The following is a 17,637-nucleotide window of genomic DNA, read 5'->3' on the forward strand; positions in this document are numbered from 1 at the left end:
CAATATATCGGCACCCCTTGAATCGCCCATTAGCCGCCTTCTTATTGGGGAGGCTTCAACAAGCGGAAGAATCCGTTTGTTCCAGGCAGGCTTGAAGTTGTTGAAGTTGGGATCAAAACGTTCTTTCTTCCGCTAAATGCAGACGCCGTCAATCCCGGGTCAGACCATGAATTTGAATCGGCAGGATCGCCACTAATCTGTAAACCGAATCCGCCATCCGGCAGTGTCCAGCTTACCCAGTAAGCAGAATCGAGTGGCACTACCGTCACGCCCGCACTATTGCCAGCACTCAACCCCCATATCGAAGTATCCAACGGAGCAGTTGTGAAGCTGTCATCTGCCGGTGTTGCTACGCCGCTGATGCTCACGTTTGAAAAGACAACCGGTTGGCCGATGTTGGCAGTTACGTTTGGCTGCATGCCGAAGACGGCATACAGAGGGTCGGCAAAGTACGCGGCCGAAGCTGCCGGCATGACGAAGTTCGTGCTACCTCCCCCAGGCACCGTGATGGTGACGTTGGTGTCGTTATTGAACGTCACACTCCATTTGCCCAGAATGGTTGGAGCACTTATGACCGCCAAGGTGTTGCTGCCGAAGATCTGACCCTGCCAACGGTCGGCATTATTCGGCCCACCATCCACATTCGTCTTGTACATGAAGGTGGCGCCCGCTGTCCCGTCACCATGATTTTGGATTTGAACGAAAATCACATTCGTTGCGTTCCAATCGATTGAGGAATCGCCGGGGCCATTAGGAATTGCATTCCCTGGTGCGAGGAAGATGTGGGTTTGCAAATTGGGATATGAACTGCTCGGATAATTGGTAATTGTAATGGAATAGGATACTGGATTGGGCGCACCAATCCACGAAACAGGATTAACTGCGTGAATACCCTGCCGGATAGTGTTACCGTCTGAGGCAGAGCTGACCAGTTGAAGTCCCGTCGTTGTCACCTTGGTCAATTTCAGACTGGGAGGCGGTGGCGGCGGTCCCTGCTTCGCCTCCAACTTGAGATTGTCTATCCAAAACGTGAATGTGTTGGGAAGATGACCATCCACCCATTGTTTGAAATCAATTCCGACAGTCTTGGAAATATCCCCGATGCTGGAGTCGATGGGTTGAACAATATGCGCCCACCCGTTGGTGGCACTTGAAGGAATGGTAACTGAGCCCAAAGTAATTGTCCCCCAGCCTTGTTGCATCAAGATCACATCAAAACTGCCATAATTTGCGCCACCCGAACCCGCCCAGGTTCCGGAACTGGGATCGACATGAATATCGAAAGTCACGTTGGTATACTGAGCACCGTCGACTACCACCCCTCCATCCCAAGCCCGGCTGTTTTGGAGGGTGCCAAAGGTCATCATCTGTTCTTGAAGCGCCCCGGTGTAAGGGATCGAATACTTCATCGATCCAGAAGTCGCACTATTGGAACGGTCCACGGTCCCGTCCCACGTCGGAGTAAAGTCATTGCCCCACCATCTTATCCAGGAGGCGGTACTCGTGCTGTCGTCGAATGAGTTGAGGTAATCCGTCGCCGTCTGGGCCATACTGGCCGTGCTCGCCAAAAGCAAGCCGGCAATGCCCAGTAGGGCTGAGTGTAGGTATCTTTTATTTTTCATAGTAAGCTCTCTTTCGGCCTGATCCGGGCCTTTGCTAACCGGCTGTTACACTCGCAAGGATGGCACGAGCCACTTTTCTCCGAGGGACTAAACCGGGGTATTGCTAGTAGGCTATACGGAACCTTTGAATTGTCATGTCACCAGTTTTCATGACAAACGTCACTGTTCTCCAAAATTCAATTTCCACGAGTATTCGGCGCTTTTCATTCCTCCTGCTTGATAAAAGTAATCCCCTTCAGAGCCTCCCATCCAAACAGGGTTCAACTCTGTGCAAAAACATCGCGCAAACAATTTTTGCATATAAAAAGGTAGTTAATGGGGAGCATATCAGAAGCCAGGTGACGATTGGCAACCTAAAAAGCATCCACCATCAAAAATTTCCCTACCATGCTGGAGACCCGCTAATGCCTTGAATCCTTCCGCAAAATCCTGCACAACATGAGACCAGTTTTAGCCGTTTTATTATGACAAAAGAAAAAGAAGCAACGAAACCGACCAAAGGAACCGAAGCCCAGCTTCTGGATCTCCTCAAGCGTGTCCTTCCCAAAGCCACTCACGATGCCGAACTGGCTGGCAAAATCTATTCCGCCATCGAAAGCGAACTCAAATCCAAAGCCCGCGCCATCGCGTTCGACAAATTCTGCAAAAAAGTCGAACTCCCCGACCTCGACCCCAAGACCGTCAAGGAAGTCACCGAGCAATTCCAGCAATCCTTCGGCGATGGCGACATCACCGTTAAGCCCGACAAAAAGGAAAAAACTCTTGCCGTCGAAGTCTCCATGCCCGATGGCACCCAATTCACCAGCGAAATCAAAGTCGGCCCCGTCGACAAGGACGCCAGCGACGAACAGGAAATCACCCTCAAGTTCATCCCCTTCCCCGTTGCCATGCCGGGCGATCCCGAATTGGTCTGGATGCTCGCCAAGCGGGAAAATATGACCAACGAAGAAGCCGGGATCGCCATCGCCAAGCTCGAAGGAGAGTTTTGGCAGACCAAAACCGGACAGAAGCTCATTAAAGACCGCGTCGAACGCTGCTTCCCGGAATTCATTGCCCGCGTCCCGGGCGGCATGCTCACGGAGCTCGGCCTCAAACGCCACTACAAGACTCCCGAACCCATCAAGGTCCTGCGCAGTTCAGGCAAGCACTAGAAAAAAGGATTTAAAGGTTCAAGCACAGCCGGACTGTAGCCCTGTTGCAGTCCGGCTTTTGCTTGCAAGTTCATCAGCGCACTGGTGGCGGACACCACCCAAACGGTTGAACAGTATGTTATTATTTTTATAAGATGTCGAAAATTAGTGCTGGTCTTTTGATGTACCGTACCCTGGAGGGCAGACTTGAAGTTCTGCTTGTCCATCCAGGCGGCCCCTTTTGGCGCAACAAGGATGCAGGAGCCTGGTCCATTCCCAAAGGTGAAACTGATCCGGGTGAAGATTCCCTTTTGGCAGCAAAACGCGAATTTCAGGAAGAAACAGGAACAAAACCTCAAGGAACGTTTATCTCTTTGGGGAACACCACTCTAAAATCCGGCAAGATTGTGCATGCCTGGACTTTTGAAGGAAACTGCGACCCCGCCGCCATCAAGAGTAACACAGTAAAAATAGAGTGGCCTCCAAAGTCTGGAAAGCTTCAAGAGTTTCCTGAGGTAGACAAGGCCGCCTTCTGGTCAGTCGCCGAGGCAAGGGTTAAAATCAATCCAGCCCAAATAAAATTCCTGGAAAGACTCGAAGTGATCGCCAACAAGGCCTCATGGAAAACGTCTGTTTGAGTGCGGAGGGAAATTTTTCAGCTGACACGAGGGATTTCGGTCGCGGGCAGGAAGGAAACGGTCAAAAATTGCATCAAATGCCAAAATAAAATAACCATGTTCCGAAGTCGGAGTAAGTGAGTTCTACCTGAGGTAACCACACTGGCAGTCTATCAAGTAAGCCGAGCCATATCAGCGAGTTCCGCACTCAGGTTCGATTTACAAACGGGTCCACCAAGTTTCGCAAGTATCATGCGATTTATTTGACTGGGGAATTCCCTCCCCAGTTCACTGAGGGCAATACCCACTGGAAGGATCTTTGTAGCAGTCGTAGCGTTCCGGCCAAGGAATGTCTCACCAAGAAAACAATTCCGGAAATGCGTACGCGCTTGCTCCGATGCAGCAAGGAATGCTGTTCAATAGCCTGCTCTCAGAACACTCGGGGGTGGATATTGAGCAAATCGTGTTTGAACTGCACGAAGTTCTCGAGATTCTACCATTTGTAGATGCCTGGAGAGAGGTCATCCGACGCCATGAGGCGCTCCGCACCAGTTTCCATTGGGAAGAGCTCAAAACGCCTTTGCAGGTGGTGCATGAGGAAGTCCCTTTTCCTTTCGAACACAAAGATTGGCAGAACATACCGAAGGAGGAGCAAACTTTCCGGCTTGAAGCCTTAATTAGTTCCGAACGATGCCGTGGTTTTGATCCAGGGAGGCCGCCGTTGATGCGGCTGGTGTTGTGCCGATCAGGCCGGAGTCTGTTTCATCTGATATGGACATTCAGCCATGCCTTGCTCGATGGACGGTCTTTTACGCTGGTGATCAAGGAGGTTTTTGCGATTTATGAAATGCTGCGGCAAGGTCGGGAGCCGACATTGGCTTCAGTGCGGCCCTATCGCGAATACATTGAATGGTTGGAACAACAAGAGCTTTCAAAGAGCGAAGACTACTGGCGGTCACAACTCCAAGGCTTTACAGCGACGACTCCACTGGTGATAGACCAGATGAACAGTGGCATTGGTGCAAGCGGGACGGACTACAAAGAACACTGGCTGCGGATTTCCGAGCCGTTGACAACCGAGCTGCTCCAATTCGCTGCACAACAGAATGTAACGCTGAACACTTTGGTTCAAGGAGCTTGGGCATTGCTGCTCGGCCGGTACAGCGGCGAAACAGATATTATGTTCGGAGTCACGCGCGCAGGCAGGAAGTCCACTATCGAGGGAGCCGACTCCATGATCGGGCTGTTTATAAATACAGTGCCTGTCCGGGTGCGACTGGCACCGGAAACCAACTTGAGTTCATGGCTTCAGGAATTGCGAGGGCAACAAATCAGGATTCGGGAACATGAACGCACCCCGTTGATTCAAATTCAGCAGTGGAGTGAACTGCCGGGCAATGCTCCCCTCTTTGAAAGCCTCGTTGTGTTCGAGCGCGCGACTTTGGATTCCGTGTTGCGCGCTCAGGATGGTGCCTGGTTGAACCGGCATTTCCGTGTGATCGATCAAACCAGTTTTCCACTCACGCTCTTTGCCTACGGAGAACCAGAGCTGTTGTTCAAAATTTCCTATAACCAACGACGCCTCGAGCCTAAGGCAGTGGCACGAATGGGAACTCATCTGGAAACCCTGCTGGGGAGCATGGCGGCTGATCCCCGCCAAAAGCTTGGCACCGTGCGCTTACTATCAAAAGGTGAACGCCAGCAGGTGCTGGTGGAATGGAATCGCACCGAGCAGGATTATCCCACCAACTGCTGTCTGCACGAAGCCATTGAAGCCCAGGCTCAGGCGACTCCGGACGCGATAGCCATGGTATGTGGAGACGAGCAATTGACTTACCGTGAGCTGGATATGCGCGCCAACCAATTGGCACAATGCCTGCAAAGCTTCAAGGTTGGCCCGGAGGTGCTCGTCGGGGTTTGCATGGAGGTGTCCTTGGACATGGTGACGGCTTTGCTGGGCGTGCTCAAGGCAGGAGGGGCCTACGTGCCGCTCGACCCGGATTACCCGAAGGATCGCCTGACATTCATGCTGGAGGATGCACGATCACCGGTTCTCCTTACGCAGCAGAAATTCGCAGATATGTTTCCAGGCACCCAGGCTAGTGTCGTGTACTTGGACAATGGCAGGGTTGAGCCTGCAGTTGGCAATTCACACTGCACCGAAGCCCCAAGCAACAAAGTGATGTCCGATAATCTGGCCTACGTCCTCTACACGTCAGGTTCCACGGGGCAGCCCAAGGGTGTCATGGTCACCCATCGTAATATTCTGAATTTCTTTGCCGGGATGGACCAGCATTTAAAGAAGGAGTCCGGCGTGTGGCTGGCTGTGACGAGCATCTCATTTGATATCTCAGTGCTCGAACTATTTTGGACACTCGCGCGTGGTTTCAAAGTTGTTCTGCAAAAACGCGATGAAAACCTGGTGACAGCGATAGCCCGGCAGATCGCCCGGCACAACGTCACCCACTTCCAGTGTACTCCTTCCATGGCAGAGATGCTGGCGAGGGATCCAGACGCAAGGCAGGCGCTTCGTTCTCTGCGGCACTTGCTGTTGGGCGGGGAGGCCCTTTCGTCGGAACTCGTGAAGCAGCTACACATCTCCGGAGAAATTTCGAACATGTATGGTCCGACCGAGACGACGGTTTGGTCCACCACCCACAAGGTGAACAGGGAGGAAAGCCGCATTCCGATAGGGCGCCCACTTGCCAACACGGAAATCTACATTCTGGATCAGCAATTGCAACCGGTGCCAATCGGGGTTCCGGGAGAACTATTCATCGGCGGCGCAGGCGTGGTGCGGGGGTATTTCGAGCGGAATGAACTGAGCGCAGAAAAGTTTATTCCAAATCCATTCAAGCCCGAATCAGCCGCACGCCTTTTCAAAACCGGAGATCGGGCCCGTTATCTGGCTGACGGCACCATCGAATTTCTGGGGCGACTGGATCATCAAGTGAAGCTGCGAGGCTTCCGCATCGAACCGGGTGAAGTTGAATCGACACTGCGCCAGCATCCAGGAGTCCGGGAATGTGTTGTCGTGGTTCGTGAATTCGCTCCGCGCGATAACCGTTTGGTGGCCTACGTCGTGCCGGTGGCAGAGTCAGCCCTTACGACCCGCAGCCTGCGGGAGCTGTTAAAACAAAGGCTGCCCGATTACATGATTCCCTCCGCCTTCGTGCTGTTGGATGCTTTTCCACTGACACCAAACGGGAAAATAAATCGTCGGGCCCTGCCAACTCCGGAACATGAGTTGCAACCAGAGGCTATCGTTGTACCACCGCGTTCCGCCACCGAAAAAAAGCTGGTGGACATCTGGAGTGACGTGCTCGGTCGGAAGGAAATCGGCATCCATGACAATTTCTTTGAACAAGGCGGGCACTCGCTGCTGGCCATGCAGGTCGTGTCACAAGTGCGCGCCGCGTTGGATAAACATTTTTCCATCGTGCAGTTGTACCAACATCCCACCATCCACGCGCTGGCCAAATGTTTGATCAGTCAGCCGGCGACACGTGCAGTCCGGAAAATTGGCACTGACCCGATCAGGTCACAGAAACAAGTTCGATGGCTCCGCAGGGGCATGCAGCTCCGGTCGCCAGCCCAACAAGCGGAACATGCTCAATCTCGCAGAGGCAACGAAGACCTAAATGCCCTCTCAGACCGCCCCGTCCCGAAGGCGAGGCAAGCGTCGCCGCCTCCGAGTCGGCCCGATTGAAGAGCTAATGCAACCAGATTATAAAATGAATACAAACTTTCCCGACATGGAGAGTAGTCTCCACAATTCGGATCAAGTCCCCACCAATTATAAGATCGCGGTTATCGGCATGGCCGGGCGTTTCCCCGGGGCTAAGAATGTGGACACGTTTTGGCACAACCTGCGGAATGGTGTTGAGTCGATTAAATTTTTTACAGATGAGGAACTAACGCGGGCCGGGGTACCGTCGGCCTTGCTAAAGAATCCCGATTTTGTGAAAGCCTACCCGGCTTTGGATGAGATGGAGTCTTTCGATGCAGGATTTTTCGGGCTCAGCCCGCGAGATGCCTCCATCATGGATCCACAGCATCGTCAGTTCCTGGAATGCGCCTGGGAGGCGTTGGAACATGCCGGCTGCGATCCGGAAACCTATCCCGGGACCATCGGTGTGTTCGCCGGCAGCGGCCGGGTTTCGTATCTCACCTATCATTTGCTGCCCAATAGCGCATTGATGGAATCTGTGGGAGAATTTCTCCTGCGGCACACTGGCAACGACAAGGATTTCCTGGCCACTCGGGTATCGTATGAATTCAACCTTAAAGGGCCCAGCCTCAACGTGCAAACGGCTTGTTCCACATCGCTGGTGGCGATTCATTTGGCCTGTCAAAGCCTGCTCATGGGGGAATGCGACACAGCGCTTGCGGGTGGTGTGACCATTCTTTTGCCGCAGGACCAAGGTTATGTCTATCGGGAAGGGGAAGTTCTTTCACCAGATGGGCATTGCCGCGCATTTTCCGCGGATGCAAAAGGCACCGTGTTCGGCAACGGGGCCGGAGTGGTGGTCTTGAAGCGACTGGAAGACGCAATGCGCGATGGTGATTCCATCATGGCCATCATTCGCGGATCGGCGATAAATAACGATGGCTCCATGAAGGGTGGATATCTTGCACCTAGTGTGAGTGGACAGGCTGAGGTAGTCGCTGCGGCCATGGCTGTGGCTGGCGTGGATGCAGAAAGCATCTCGTACGTTGAAATGCATGGGACCGGCACACCTGTTGGGGATCCGATTGAAGTGACGGCGCTCACGCAAGCCTTTCGCAAATCCACCGACAAGACACAATTTTGTGGCATCGGCTCGGTGAAAACCAACATTGGTCATGTGGATACAGCCGCCGGGACGGCCAGCTTCATCAAGACAGTGTTGGCGCTGCGAAACCGGCAAATACCAGCCAACCTGCATTTCGAGGCACCTAATACGGAGATCGACTTCGTCAACAGTCCCTTCTTCGTGAATAGCAAACTAACCGATTGGAAAGCGGGTGAAACGCCCCGCCGGGCAGGGGTCAATTCACTCGGCATCGGCGGCACGAATGCCCACCTGATTCTCGAGGAGGCACCGGAAGCATTGCCATCGGGATCATCCCGGCCGCAGCAACTGTTGGTGCTCTCAGCCAAAACCGACACGGCTCTGGAGAACGCCACGAAAAATCTCATCGGATATTTGAAAGAAAACCCGCAACTGAAGCTGGCCGACGTGGCCTTCACCCTGCAAACCGGCCGGAAACGATTCAACCATCGGCGACTGGTGGTCAGCGAAAACGTCGAAGATGCCATCAAAGCTTTGGAAGAGGCTGACCCGAAACGCGTCTTCACCAGCACAACAGAACACAAAGGGCGCCCTGTGGCCTTTATGTTCACCGGACAAGGGGCGCAGTATGTGAACATGGGGCGGGAACTCTACGAACTTGAACCCGCCTTCCGGGAGACTGTGGATCGTTGTTCGAAATTACTTCAGGCACACCTCGGCCAGGATTTACGGACGATTCTCTTTCCCAGCCCCGAACTGGCCGACTGGGCATCCACTCAAATTCACCAGACCGCCATAACCCAACCCGCCTTGTTTGTCATCGAATATGCGTTGGCGATGCTCTGGATGCAGTGGGGCCTGCAGCCTCAGGCGATGATTGGGCATAGCATTGGTGAGTATGTCGCAGCCTGTCTCGCAAAAGTGTTTTCCCTGGAGGATGCATTGACGCTGGTGGCCGCTCGTGGCCGACTCATGCAGGAGCAACCTGGCGGAGCCATGATAGCAGTGCCACTCTCGGAAGCCCGGTTACTCCCTTACCTTAATGAAAGGATTTCGCTGGCTGCGATAAATGGTCCGGAGCTCTGCGTCCTTTCGGGTCCCTTCGAAGCGATTAAATCAGTTGAAAAGCAACTGGAGGAAAAAGATATCGCTGTCCACCGGTTGCACACCTCGCACGCATTTCACTCGGCCATGATGGAACCGATGCTGAAACCATTCGCAGAGAAAATCCGCAAAATTCGATTGCAGCTGCCACAGATCCCGTTTCTGTCCAACGTGACTGGCACCTGGATTACCGAAGAGGAAGCCACAGATCCCGGATATTGGCTGAGACATGCCCGAGAGGCCGTACGCTTTTCTGAAGGCCTCCAGACACTTTTGCAAGAATCGGACCAAGTCCTGGTGGAAGTTGGACCGGGGCGCACATTGAGCCGTTTGACGATGCGGCATCCGGCCAAAAACATAGATCAAATAGTCCTTACTTCGTTGCGCCATCCGGAGGATCAGCATTCAGACCTCACTTTTCTGTTGCAATCTCTGGGGCGCGCATGGGCGGCGGGAGTGAATGTGGACTGGACCGGCTTTTACGCCCGGGAACGCCGGAGCCGCGTTTGCCTGCCAACCTACCCGTTCGAACATCAACGCTACTGGATTGAGCGCGGTGAACTGTCATTCGCGTCAGAGGCAGGCCGAAATGGGTTGTCCAAAAAAACCGATCTGACGGATTGGTTCTATCAGCCATCATGGAAACGATCTCCATTGCCGCTTCCAACCGGAGCGGCAGCCACCAAAAAATGCTGCTGGCTCATTTTTGAAGATCAATCCGGACTTGGAACACGATTCCGCCAGCAGCTGGAAGCATCAGCCAAGGAGTCCATGGCCGAGCAGGTCAAAGCTTCGGAGGTAGTCTCAGTCCGCATAGGCGGACGATTCTGGAAAATGAGCGATAACTTGTTCATTATTGATCCGCACAAACCAGCGGACTATTGGCGATTGCTCAAGGAACTTACTGAGGCGGGTCGTGTTCCAGAAAGGATTGTGCACCTCTGGAATGCAAGCCCGGATGAGGACAATTCAGCACAACCTGTGCTGAACCAGCGAACCAGTAATTACAGCTTTCACAGTCTATTGTTCCTGGCACAGGCCATCGGACAGGTCGGCTGGACTCACCCAATGCAACTCGCAATTATTTCACAGGGCATGCAAGCATTGGCTGGTGAGTCAGTTCGCCAACCCGCCAAGGCACTCTTGTTGGGACCATGCAAAGTGATTCCGCGCGAATTTCCCAACCTCCTATGTCGCAGCATTGATGTCATGCTCCCTGAGCCAGGCTCGCAGGAGGAACAGAGGCTGCTGCGCCAGATTGAGCTTGAGTTCGATGCCGTCCCTGAAGATCGAGTCGTGGCTTATCGCGGGTCCGGACGCTGGGTGCAGACCTATGAGGCAGTGCGGCTCGAAGGTGTAACTGAGAAAACCAGCACAAGTCAGGCTGCTCCATCAGCAGAACAGGTGGTGCGCCCAATTTCCATTCCTGCGATCAGATCCGGCGGCGTTTACCTCATTACTGGAGGGCTCGGTGGATTGGGGCTGGAAATGGCTGGCCACCTGGCCAAAAAAGCTCCGGTCAAGTTGGTCTTGGTTGGGCGGACTGGATTACCGCGGCGCGAAGATTGGGAAAGCACTCTTACCTCCACAGATCCTGGTTCCAAAGTCCACCGCACTATCAAACAATTGCAAGCACTCGAGGCAAGTGGTGCCGAAGTGATGGTCGCTGCCGCAGATGTTTCCAAACGGGAAGAGATGCAGCCAGTGCTCGAAAAAGTCTGGCAAAGATTCGGTGCCATTCACGGAGTGATTCATGCCGCTGGCGTTCTGAACGATTGCCTTATCCAAATGAAGACACCGGACGGAGCTGAACGCGTTTTCGCTCCGAAAGTCACCGCAACCCTGTTGTTGGAAGAATTGCTGGCGAATACGAAGCTCGATTTCCTGTTGCTCTGTTCTTCTGTGAGCGCGCTGGCTGGCGTGCCTGGGCAAGTGGATTACTGTGCAGCCAATGCGTTCCTCGATGCGTTCGCCCAATGGAAAACAGCGAAGGACGGCACCTGGACCGTGGCGATTAATTGGGGCGCGTGGCAGGAGGTCGGCATGGCGGCGGAACTGGCCGCCCGGGCAAACTCGGACCAATCGCTTCCCGATGGGCTGTCGCGGCATCCCTTGCTCGCCGGCCATGTCACATCGAACCCGGAGCAACCTGAAGAAAAGGTGTTCTCAAATGAGTTGTCAATCCAGCGTTACTGGGTTTTGAGCGAACACAAATTCCAGGGAGGCGAAGCCGTAATACCCGGCACCACTTATCTTGAAATGGCCCGGGCAGCATTCCAAAAATATAATGAAGGCGGACCGGTTGAGCTGCGTGATGTGCTCTTTATTGCTCCGCTCGAGATCAGACCTTCCGAGACAAAACCCGTGCGGCTGCGGCTAAAGCAAGGCAACGATGCTTCTGAATTCGTGATCGAAAGCCGCCGCGGAATGGATTGGCAGGAACATGCCCGCGGTGCCGTCGCCCAGTTCGATCCGGGAAAGCCTCACCGAGTTTCATTGCCGGACATTTTGAGCCAGTGCAACCGGGAGGAGAAAATTTTTACAGGTCCCAGACCAGAAACCCGCGAGGACCGTTACTTCTTTTTAGGCCAGCGTTGGAACAGTCTCAAACGAATCCATTTCGGCACCGATCAGGCCGTGGCGTACATGGAATTGCCTGAGCAATTCCTGGCCGATCTGAACGTATTCAAAATGCATCCCGCCATGCTGGATTGGGCCACCTCCTTCGCGCTACATCTGGTTGAAGGTTACGAACAGAGCGAGCTGATGTACATTCCATTCTCGTACAAACGGCTGCGCCTGCATGCGCCGCTGCCCGGGCGCATTTACAGTCACGCCCGTTGTCTTGAGCCTTCAAACAGTGCCATGCCCACATTCCATCTTACGATCACGGACCCGGATGGTGTGGTGATCGTGGAAGTCGAGGAATTCTCGATGAAAGGAATCCAACCAATGGACCATGACAAAAGGAGAGCCAACCTTGAGCGATCCGCTGGTGCTCCAGCGCTCCAGTTCGATCTGTCAGAAGCCATCTCGCCCGCAGAAGGTCTGGCTGCACTGGATCGGATTCTCTATCAACCAGGTCTTCCGCAAGTAATAGTTTCGCCGCAAGACCTGACTGCATGGTTGAAACAGTTCAACCAGAGTTCTGAGCCGTCCGGTTCGTCTGAGAAACCGGACACAGCGGTATCTGCAACTGCCAATCGCCAGGCCCGCCCTAATCTTGCAACTGCTTATCTTGCGCCACGCGACGGACTGGAACAAGCACTCGTCAAGGTTTGGGAAGAAGCTTTGGGCCTGGAAGGCATTGGCATTGAGGACAACTTCTTTGAACTGGGCGGCCATTCGCTGCTGCTCACACAGACAATCACGCGCATGCGCAAGCTCCTGCCAGTGGAGATTTCGGTGCGCAAACTCTTCGCCCGGCCATCGATTGCGGCAATCGTGGACGAAATCGCCAAAGCTCCAACGCTTGCACCATCAGATCAAGCACCCAGCTTGGTCGCTGTGCCGCGCGAAACTCTTCGGGCGCGTTCGACTCAAAAGCAGGCAAAACCACTGGAATCATTATGACAATATCGACACTCGACAGTACCAGTCCGGAAGACGTTACGCCCCACCCTGAGACCGGAGGCGAGGTGTATGTTGCTCCCCCTTCATTTTCGCAGCAGCGCCTATGGATGATGCACCAACTGGATCCGGCCAGTCCGGTCTATGTCCTCCCGGCAGCATTTCGTATCACCGGAAAAATCGACGTCAACGCACTCGAAGGAGCTTTGAATGAAATCCTCCGCCGACATGAAGTTCTGCGCACCACCTTCTCCTTCGAGAATGGCGAACTGATGCAAATCATTGCGCCCTCAATGGAATTGCACCTGAAGAAGATGGACTTGCAGCAGATTCCAGAAACAGAATTGGAAGGAGAGATTGTCCGTTTGATTCATGTCGAAATGCGTCGTCCATTCAACCTGGCGGAAGGCCCTTTGGTGCGCGCAGCTTTGATGAAGTTATCCGCCGAACAGCATGTGCTCGTGCTCAACTTAAATCACATGGTCGCTGACGGAATGTCCTGCGGCCTGATGGGCCGGGAACTGGAGAAACTCTATGCCGCATTTACAAAGGGCCAATTGTCACCACTGCCGCCGTTGCCGTTGCAATACGCCGACTACACGATCTGGGAACGACGATGCATGCAAGGAGAATTGCTGAAATCGCAACTTGCCTATTGGAAAGAACAACTCGGAGGCGCGCCGCCGGTCTTGGAAATCCCAGCCGACCGACCGCGTCCCGCCCGACAAACTTTTAACGGTGCCTTGTTGCCAATCGAGCTTTCTCTGTCCGCTACCAATGCACTGAAAGCTTTGAGCCGACGAGAACAAGCTTCGTTATTCATGACGCTCCTTGCAGCTTACAAGGTCTTGCTATTTCGCTACACCGGGCAGGCGGATATGCTCGTTGGCGCACCCGTCGCCAATCGTGGCCAGGAAGAACTGGAGCCTATGATTGGATTCTTTGTGAACCTGCTGATCTTCAGAACTTCGTTGTCTCCCAATCAGAGTTTTCGCAACTGCTTGCAACAAGTGCGCGATGTCACCTCCGCCGCCTACGTACACAAAGACCTGCCATTCGAAAAACTCGTCGAAGAACTGCGCCCTGAGCGAGACCCAAGTTACCATCCCTTGTTCCAGGTGATGTTTGCTTTGCATGCCGCCCCCATCGATCTCGATCTGATCGATCTGAAATGCGAAACCATCCCGGTCGACAACGGCGCCGCCAAGTTCGATCTCTATTTTGAACTTTGGGAAGCCGACGGCTGTGTCCGTGGCCGCATTGAATACAACACCGATTTGTTCGATCAATCCAGAATCGTGAGGATGGCAGGACATTTCAAAGCATTGCTGGAAGGCATCGTCGCCAACCCGGACCAACTCATTTCGGAACTTCCACTTTTGACCGAACCCGAGCGTCGTCAGGTCCTGTTGGAATGGAACAACACCGGGCGCGCATTTTCCCAAGATCAATGTGTTCATGAATTGTTCGAAGCTCAAGTGGCGCGGACCCCACAGACAGTCGCGCTGACTTGCGGCCAGCAAAGTTTGAGTTATGCTGAATTGAACTCCCGTGCCGATCGACTCGCAGAGCAACTGCTCACCTGGGGCGTGCGACCTGAAACCCTCGTCGGCGTTTGTCTTGAGCGTTCGCCGGTTCTGCTGACCGCCCTGCTTGCCATTCTGAAAGCTGGCGGTGCCTATGTTCCTTTGGATCCCGACTACCCGAAGGACCGCCTCCAGTTCGTGCTGCAGGATGCACACGCTCCACTGCTCCTGACCCAAAAAGAATTTGCCGATCACTTTGCTCTGCCCGACATGCAGGTGGTTTGTCTGGATAAAGAAAGCAGTGAAGTGCTCCAAGGACCAGAGCCGGAGATTCAATCCAATGACCCCAATTCCCAAACCCGTCCCTCTCTGAACCAGCTCGCCTATGTGCTTTACACCTCCGGTTCCACCGGCCGGCCCAAGGGCGTGCTCATCGAACACCGGAGTGTGGTGAACCTCCTTGGCTGGGCCCACGAGCTCTACACCCGCGAGGAACTGGCGGGAGTGCTGGCATCCACCTCCGTTTGCTTTGACCTGTCGGTCTTTGAATTCTTTGTCCCCTTGAGCTGCGGCGGCAGGGTGATCCTGGCGGAGAACGCGCTGGAACTGCCCCAACTCCCGGCCTCAGGCGAGGTGACCCTCCTCAACACCGTCCCCTCGGCCATGGCTGAACTCTTGCGCACGCGCGGTCTGCCCGCTTCCGTGCGGGTCGTCAACCTGGCCGGGGAACCCCTCTCCCCACAGCTGGTGGATGAGCTTTACCGCACCCAGCCCTGCGTCCGGAAGGTGTATGACCTTTATGGCCCGACCGAGGACACGGTCTATACGACCTGTGCCCTGCGCCGGCCCGGCGCCCCCGCCACCATCGGGCGGCCCCTGGCCAATAAACAGGTTTATATTCTCAATGAGCAACAAGAGCCCGTCCCGGTCGGAGTGCCGGGCGAGCTCTTCATCGGGGGCTCGGGTCTGGCCCGGGGCTATCTCCACCAGGCGCAACTCACGAGTGAAAAATTTATTCCCCATCCCTTCAGTGCCGATCCGTCGGCCCGGCTCTACCGCACCGGTGACCTGGCCGCCTATCTGCCTGATGGAAATATTGAGTTCATCGGTCGGACAGATCATCAAGTGAAGCTGCGCGGATTCCGCATTGAATTTGGTGAAATCGAAGCCGTGCTGACGCAGCATTCCGCCATCAGGGAAGCCGTCATCACGCTTCAGGGCGAGTCTTCGAATAACAAACAACTGGTCGCGTACCTCGCCATTGACCCGGGACGTACCATCACAGAAAACGAATTGCATCTGTTTACCAGGGAGCGATTGCCTGACTACATGGTACCTTCGACATTCCTGACGTTGGATGCCTTGCCTCGAACTCCTAACGGGAAAATAGATCGCAAAGCGTTGACGACGTCGGGCGCCGGCCGTCTTGATCCCGGTCAGGAATTTGTGTCGCCCCTCACCACAGTTCAAAAGCAACTGGCTGAAATTTGGGAGAATGTCCTTGAGATTCCACAGGTTGGTATTCATGACAACTTTTTCCATTTAGGTGGTCACTCCGTGCTCGCCATGCGGGTGAGTTCCCGAATGTGTGAAGCGTTTAATCTTGAGATTTCCATGGTCGCCCTTTTCGAGGCGCCAACCATTGCAGAGCTGGCCGAAATGATCGAAGACGAGATGTTGAGCGGAAAAGCAGCCTGATGGGCGATCACAAACATCGTTCCGTTGCTGACCAGGTTATGGCCTTGCAGCACAGTGCAAATCCAAGGCCATGCTGTTGTCCTCCGCCAGGTGCGCGTGTGTGCCCGACCAGGCACCCTCCTGATTGAACAAATCGCAAAGCCATTTCGCCTCCTCTTCCGATGCACGATTCAACCGCAACTGCCGCACCCGCATGGGAACCAATCGGACACCCAACAACTGTCCTTTCTGGGCATCCACTTCGACCATGTACATCAAAGTCAAATCCGGGCGGAACATTTCATAGCCCCTAATTCCCTCGTAGTCGGTGAGAAAATCACCGCATCCATGAAGGATCAAATGCTCCTGGTAAACCTCGGTCGCCTTTACGTGATGAGACGAATGTCCATGCACAATGCCAATCCCTTCCTCGATCAACCGATGCGCAAACGCGATTTGATTTGGAGGAATATCATAACCCCAATTCGCACCCCAATGAATCGAAGCAACAATCACGTCGCCCGGTTGTTCGAACCGCCGCATCCGGACCGCCACCCGCCCGGCAGTTGCTTCCGAAAGATCGCTCAACAGATTCACACCCGGTCGCTTGTTCGTCGCACCCCATTCCTCCGGCACACCGCTGGTCACTGAGCCAAACGAGAAGAGCAGCACCCGCCCTTTCTCCTTCACCTCCAGCACTGCTGGAGCTTCCGCTTCCGCTGCATTCTCCCCGGCCCCGGCATGCGGGGTGCCCGCCTTGTCCAAGGTCCGAATCGTCTCCGTCAAACCTAGATATCCCCAGTCCAACACGTGATTGTTGGCCAGGCTGCAGGCGTCAACATGAGCCGCAGTAAGGCAGCCAACATTTTCGGGATTCATCCGATAACAAACCGCCTTGTTCGGCCAAACATCGTCACTCCGCGTGATGCTTGTCTCCAGATTGATAATCCTCAGATCAACCTTCGCCTGCTCCAACTCCCTTAGCACATCACCCCAAATGTATTTAAAGCCTACAGGCTGCTGTATCTTGCCATTCGCCTCCTCCGCCAGTTGCACATAGTCACGCGCATCGTGGATATACGATTCATACAACCTCGGATTCCCCGGATGCGGCAACACCTGATCAATCCCCCGCCCCGTCATCACATCGCCGCAGAGAAAGACGTTTAAAGATTTGGTTGTTTTTGCATCCATAACCCGTTCTCATTCATCTTTTAGAACTCTCCACTCAATCCTTCCATAATTTACCTCTGTTCTATGGATGTTTCATCTTTGGCCAGTTCTGGATTCTGACTTTCGTCCTAATAATTTTTTTATCTCAGTTTAAGTCAGTTTAGCTCAAGTCAACCTCCAACCGCTCCAGTAAACCATTCCTCCAAACTCTGAATTCCAAATCCATTTCCAAAAAACATTTTAACCGTCATCCACCGTCTATTACCGACATCCGGCGACATCCACCGTCCAGAAGACTTTCGCGGTTTAATCCTTTTCATATTCGTGCTTATTAGTGTCCATTCGTGGTTCAGCTTTCCATTCGAATCTCGAAATTCGCCATTCGCAATCCCCATGGCCTTCCCGGCTTCCACATCTGTGCCACCTCCAACCATGGTTCTCAT

General features: G+C 53.9%; 8 protein-coding genes. 5 read left to right on the forward strand and 3 right to left on the reverse strand.

Features of this window, described 5'->3' with window-relative positions; translation table 11 throughout:
* Positions 1-41: 41 nt before the first annotated feature.
* Positions 42-1,622 carry a hypothetical protein gene (locus CFLAV_RS15180; RefSeq protein ID WP_007415646.1) on the reverse strand — a complete coding sequence of 527 codons (1,581 nt, stop codon included), beginning with the start codon at positions 1,620-1,622 and terminating at the stop codon, positions 42-44.
* 464 nt (positions 1,623-2,086) lie between these two features.
* Here CFLAV_RS15180 and CFLAV_RS15190 point away from each other — a divergent pair, with 464 nt between their 5' ends.
* From CFLAV_RS15190 to CFLAV_RS15210, 5 genes are all read left to right on the forward strand, one after another.
* Positions 2,087-2,773 carry a hypothetical protein gene (locus CFLAV_RS15190; RefSeq protein ID WP_007415648.1) on the forward strand — a complete coding sequence of 229 codons (687 nt, stop codon included), beginning with the start codon at positions 2,087-2,089 and terminating at the stop codon, positions 2,771-2,773.
* 134 nt (positions 2,774-2,907) lie between these two features.
* Positions 2,908-3,390 carry an NUDIX hydrolase gene (locus CFLAV_RS15195; protein ID WP_007415649.1) on the forward strand — a complete coding sequence of 161 codons (483 nt, stop codon included), beginning with the start codon at positions 2,908-2,910 and terminating at the stop codon, positions 3,388-3,390.
* A 328-nt stretch (positions 3,391-3,718) separates the two neighbouring features.
* Complete coding sequence (locus CFLAV_RS15200) at positions 3,719-7,078, forward strand: non-ribosomal peptide synthetase (RefSeq protein ID WP_007415650.1); 3,360 nt, start codon at positions 3,719-3,721, stop codon at positions 7,076-7,078.
* Positions 7,079-7,103: 25 nt separating this feature from the next.
* On the forward strand, positions 7,104-12,821 hold the full coding sequence (locus CFLAV_RS15205) for a type I polyketide synthase (protein ID WP_160164589.1): 5,718 nt from the start codon (positions 7,104-7,106) through the stop codon (positions 12,819-12,821).
* On the forward strand, positions 12,818-16,042 hold the full coding sequence (locus CFLAV_RS15210) for a non-ribosomal peptide synthetase (RefSeq protein ID WP_007415652.1): 3,225 nt from the start codon (positions 12,818-12,820) through the stop codon (positions 16,040-16,042). The genes CFLAV_RS15205 and CFLAV_RS15210 overlap by 4 nt, the downstream gene beginning before the upstream one ends.
* Positions 16,043-16,078: 36 nt before the next feature.
* Here CFLAV_RS15210 and CFLAV_RS15215 read toward each other — a convergent pair whose 3' ends face one another.
* Both CFLAV_RS15215 and CFLAV_RS15220 read right to left on the reverse strand, forming a co-directional pair.
* Positions 16,079-17,215, reverse strand: a complete 1,137-nt coding sequence (locus tag CFLAV_RS15215; RefSeq protein ID WP_007415653.1) for a CapA family protein — start codon at positions 17,213-17,215, stop codon at positions 16,079-16,081.
* Between the two features lie 149 nt (positions 17,216-17,364).
* Positions 17,365-17,637, reverse strand: a complete 273-nt coding sequence (locus CFLAV_RS15220) for a hypothetical protein (RefSeq protein ID WP_007415654.1) — start codon at positions 17,635-17,637, stop codon at positions 17,365-17,367.

The sequence above is a fragment of the Pedosphaera parvula Ellin514 genome (assembly GCF_000172555.1).
GTDB lineage: Bacteria > Verrucomicrobiota > Verrucomicrobiia > Limisphaerales > Pedosphaeraceae > Pedosphaera.

Bases quoted from the DNA above. Each gene is read 5' to 3' on its own strand.
- CFLAV_RS15180 (WP_007415646.1), bottom strand. From the start codon at position 1,622: ATGAAAAATAAAAGATACCTACACTCAGCCCTACTGGGCATTGCCGGC.
- CFLAV_RS15190 (WP_007415648.1), top strand. From the start codon at position 2,087: ATGACAAAAGAAAAAGAAGCAACGAAACCGACCAAAGGAACCGAAGCC.
- CFLAV_RS15195 (WP_007415649.1), top strand. From the start codon at position 2,908: ATGTCGAAAATTAGTGCTGGTCTTTTGATGTACCGTACCCTGGAGGGC.
- CFLAV_RS15200 (WP_007415650.1), top strand. From the start codon at position 3,719: ATGTCTCACCAAGAAAACAATTCCGGAAATGCGTACGCGCTTGCTCCG.
- CFLAV_RS15205 (WP_160164589.1), top strand. From the start codon at position 7,104: ATGAATACAAACTTTCCCGACATGGAGAGTAGTCTCCACAATTCGGAT.
- CFLAV_RS15210 (WP_007415652.1), top strand. From the start codon at position 12,818: ATGACAATATCGACACTCGACAGTACCAGTCCGGAAGACGTTACGCCC.
- CFLAV_RS15215 (WP_007415653.1), bottom strand. From the start codon at position 17,215: ATGGATGCAAAAACAACCAAATCTTTAAACGTCTTTCTCTGCGGCGAT.
- CFLAV_RS15220 (WP_007415654.1), bottom strand. From the start codon at position 17,637: ATGAGAACCATGGTTGGAGGTGGCACAGATGTGGAAGCCGGGAAGGCC.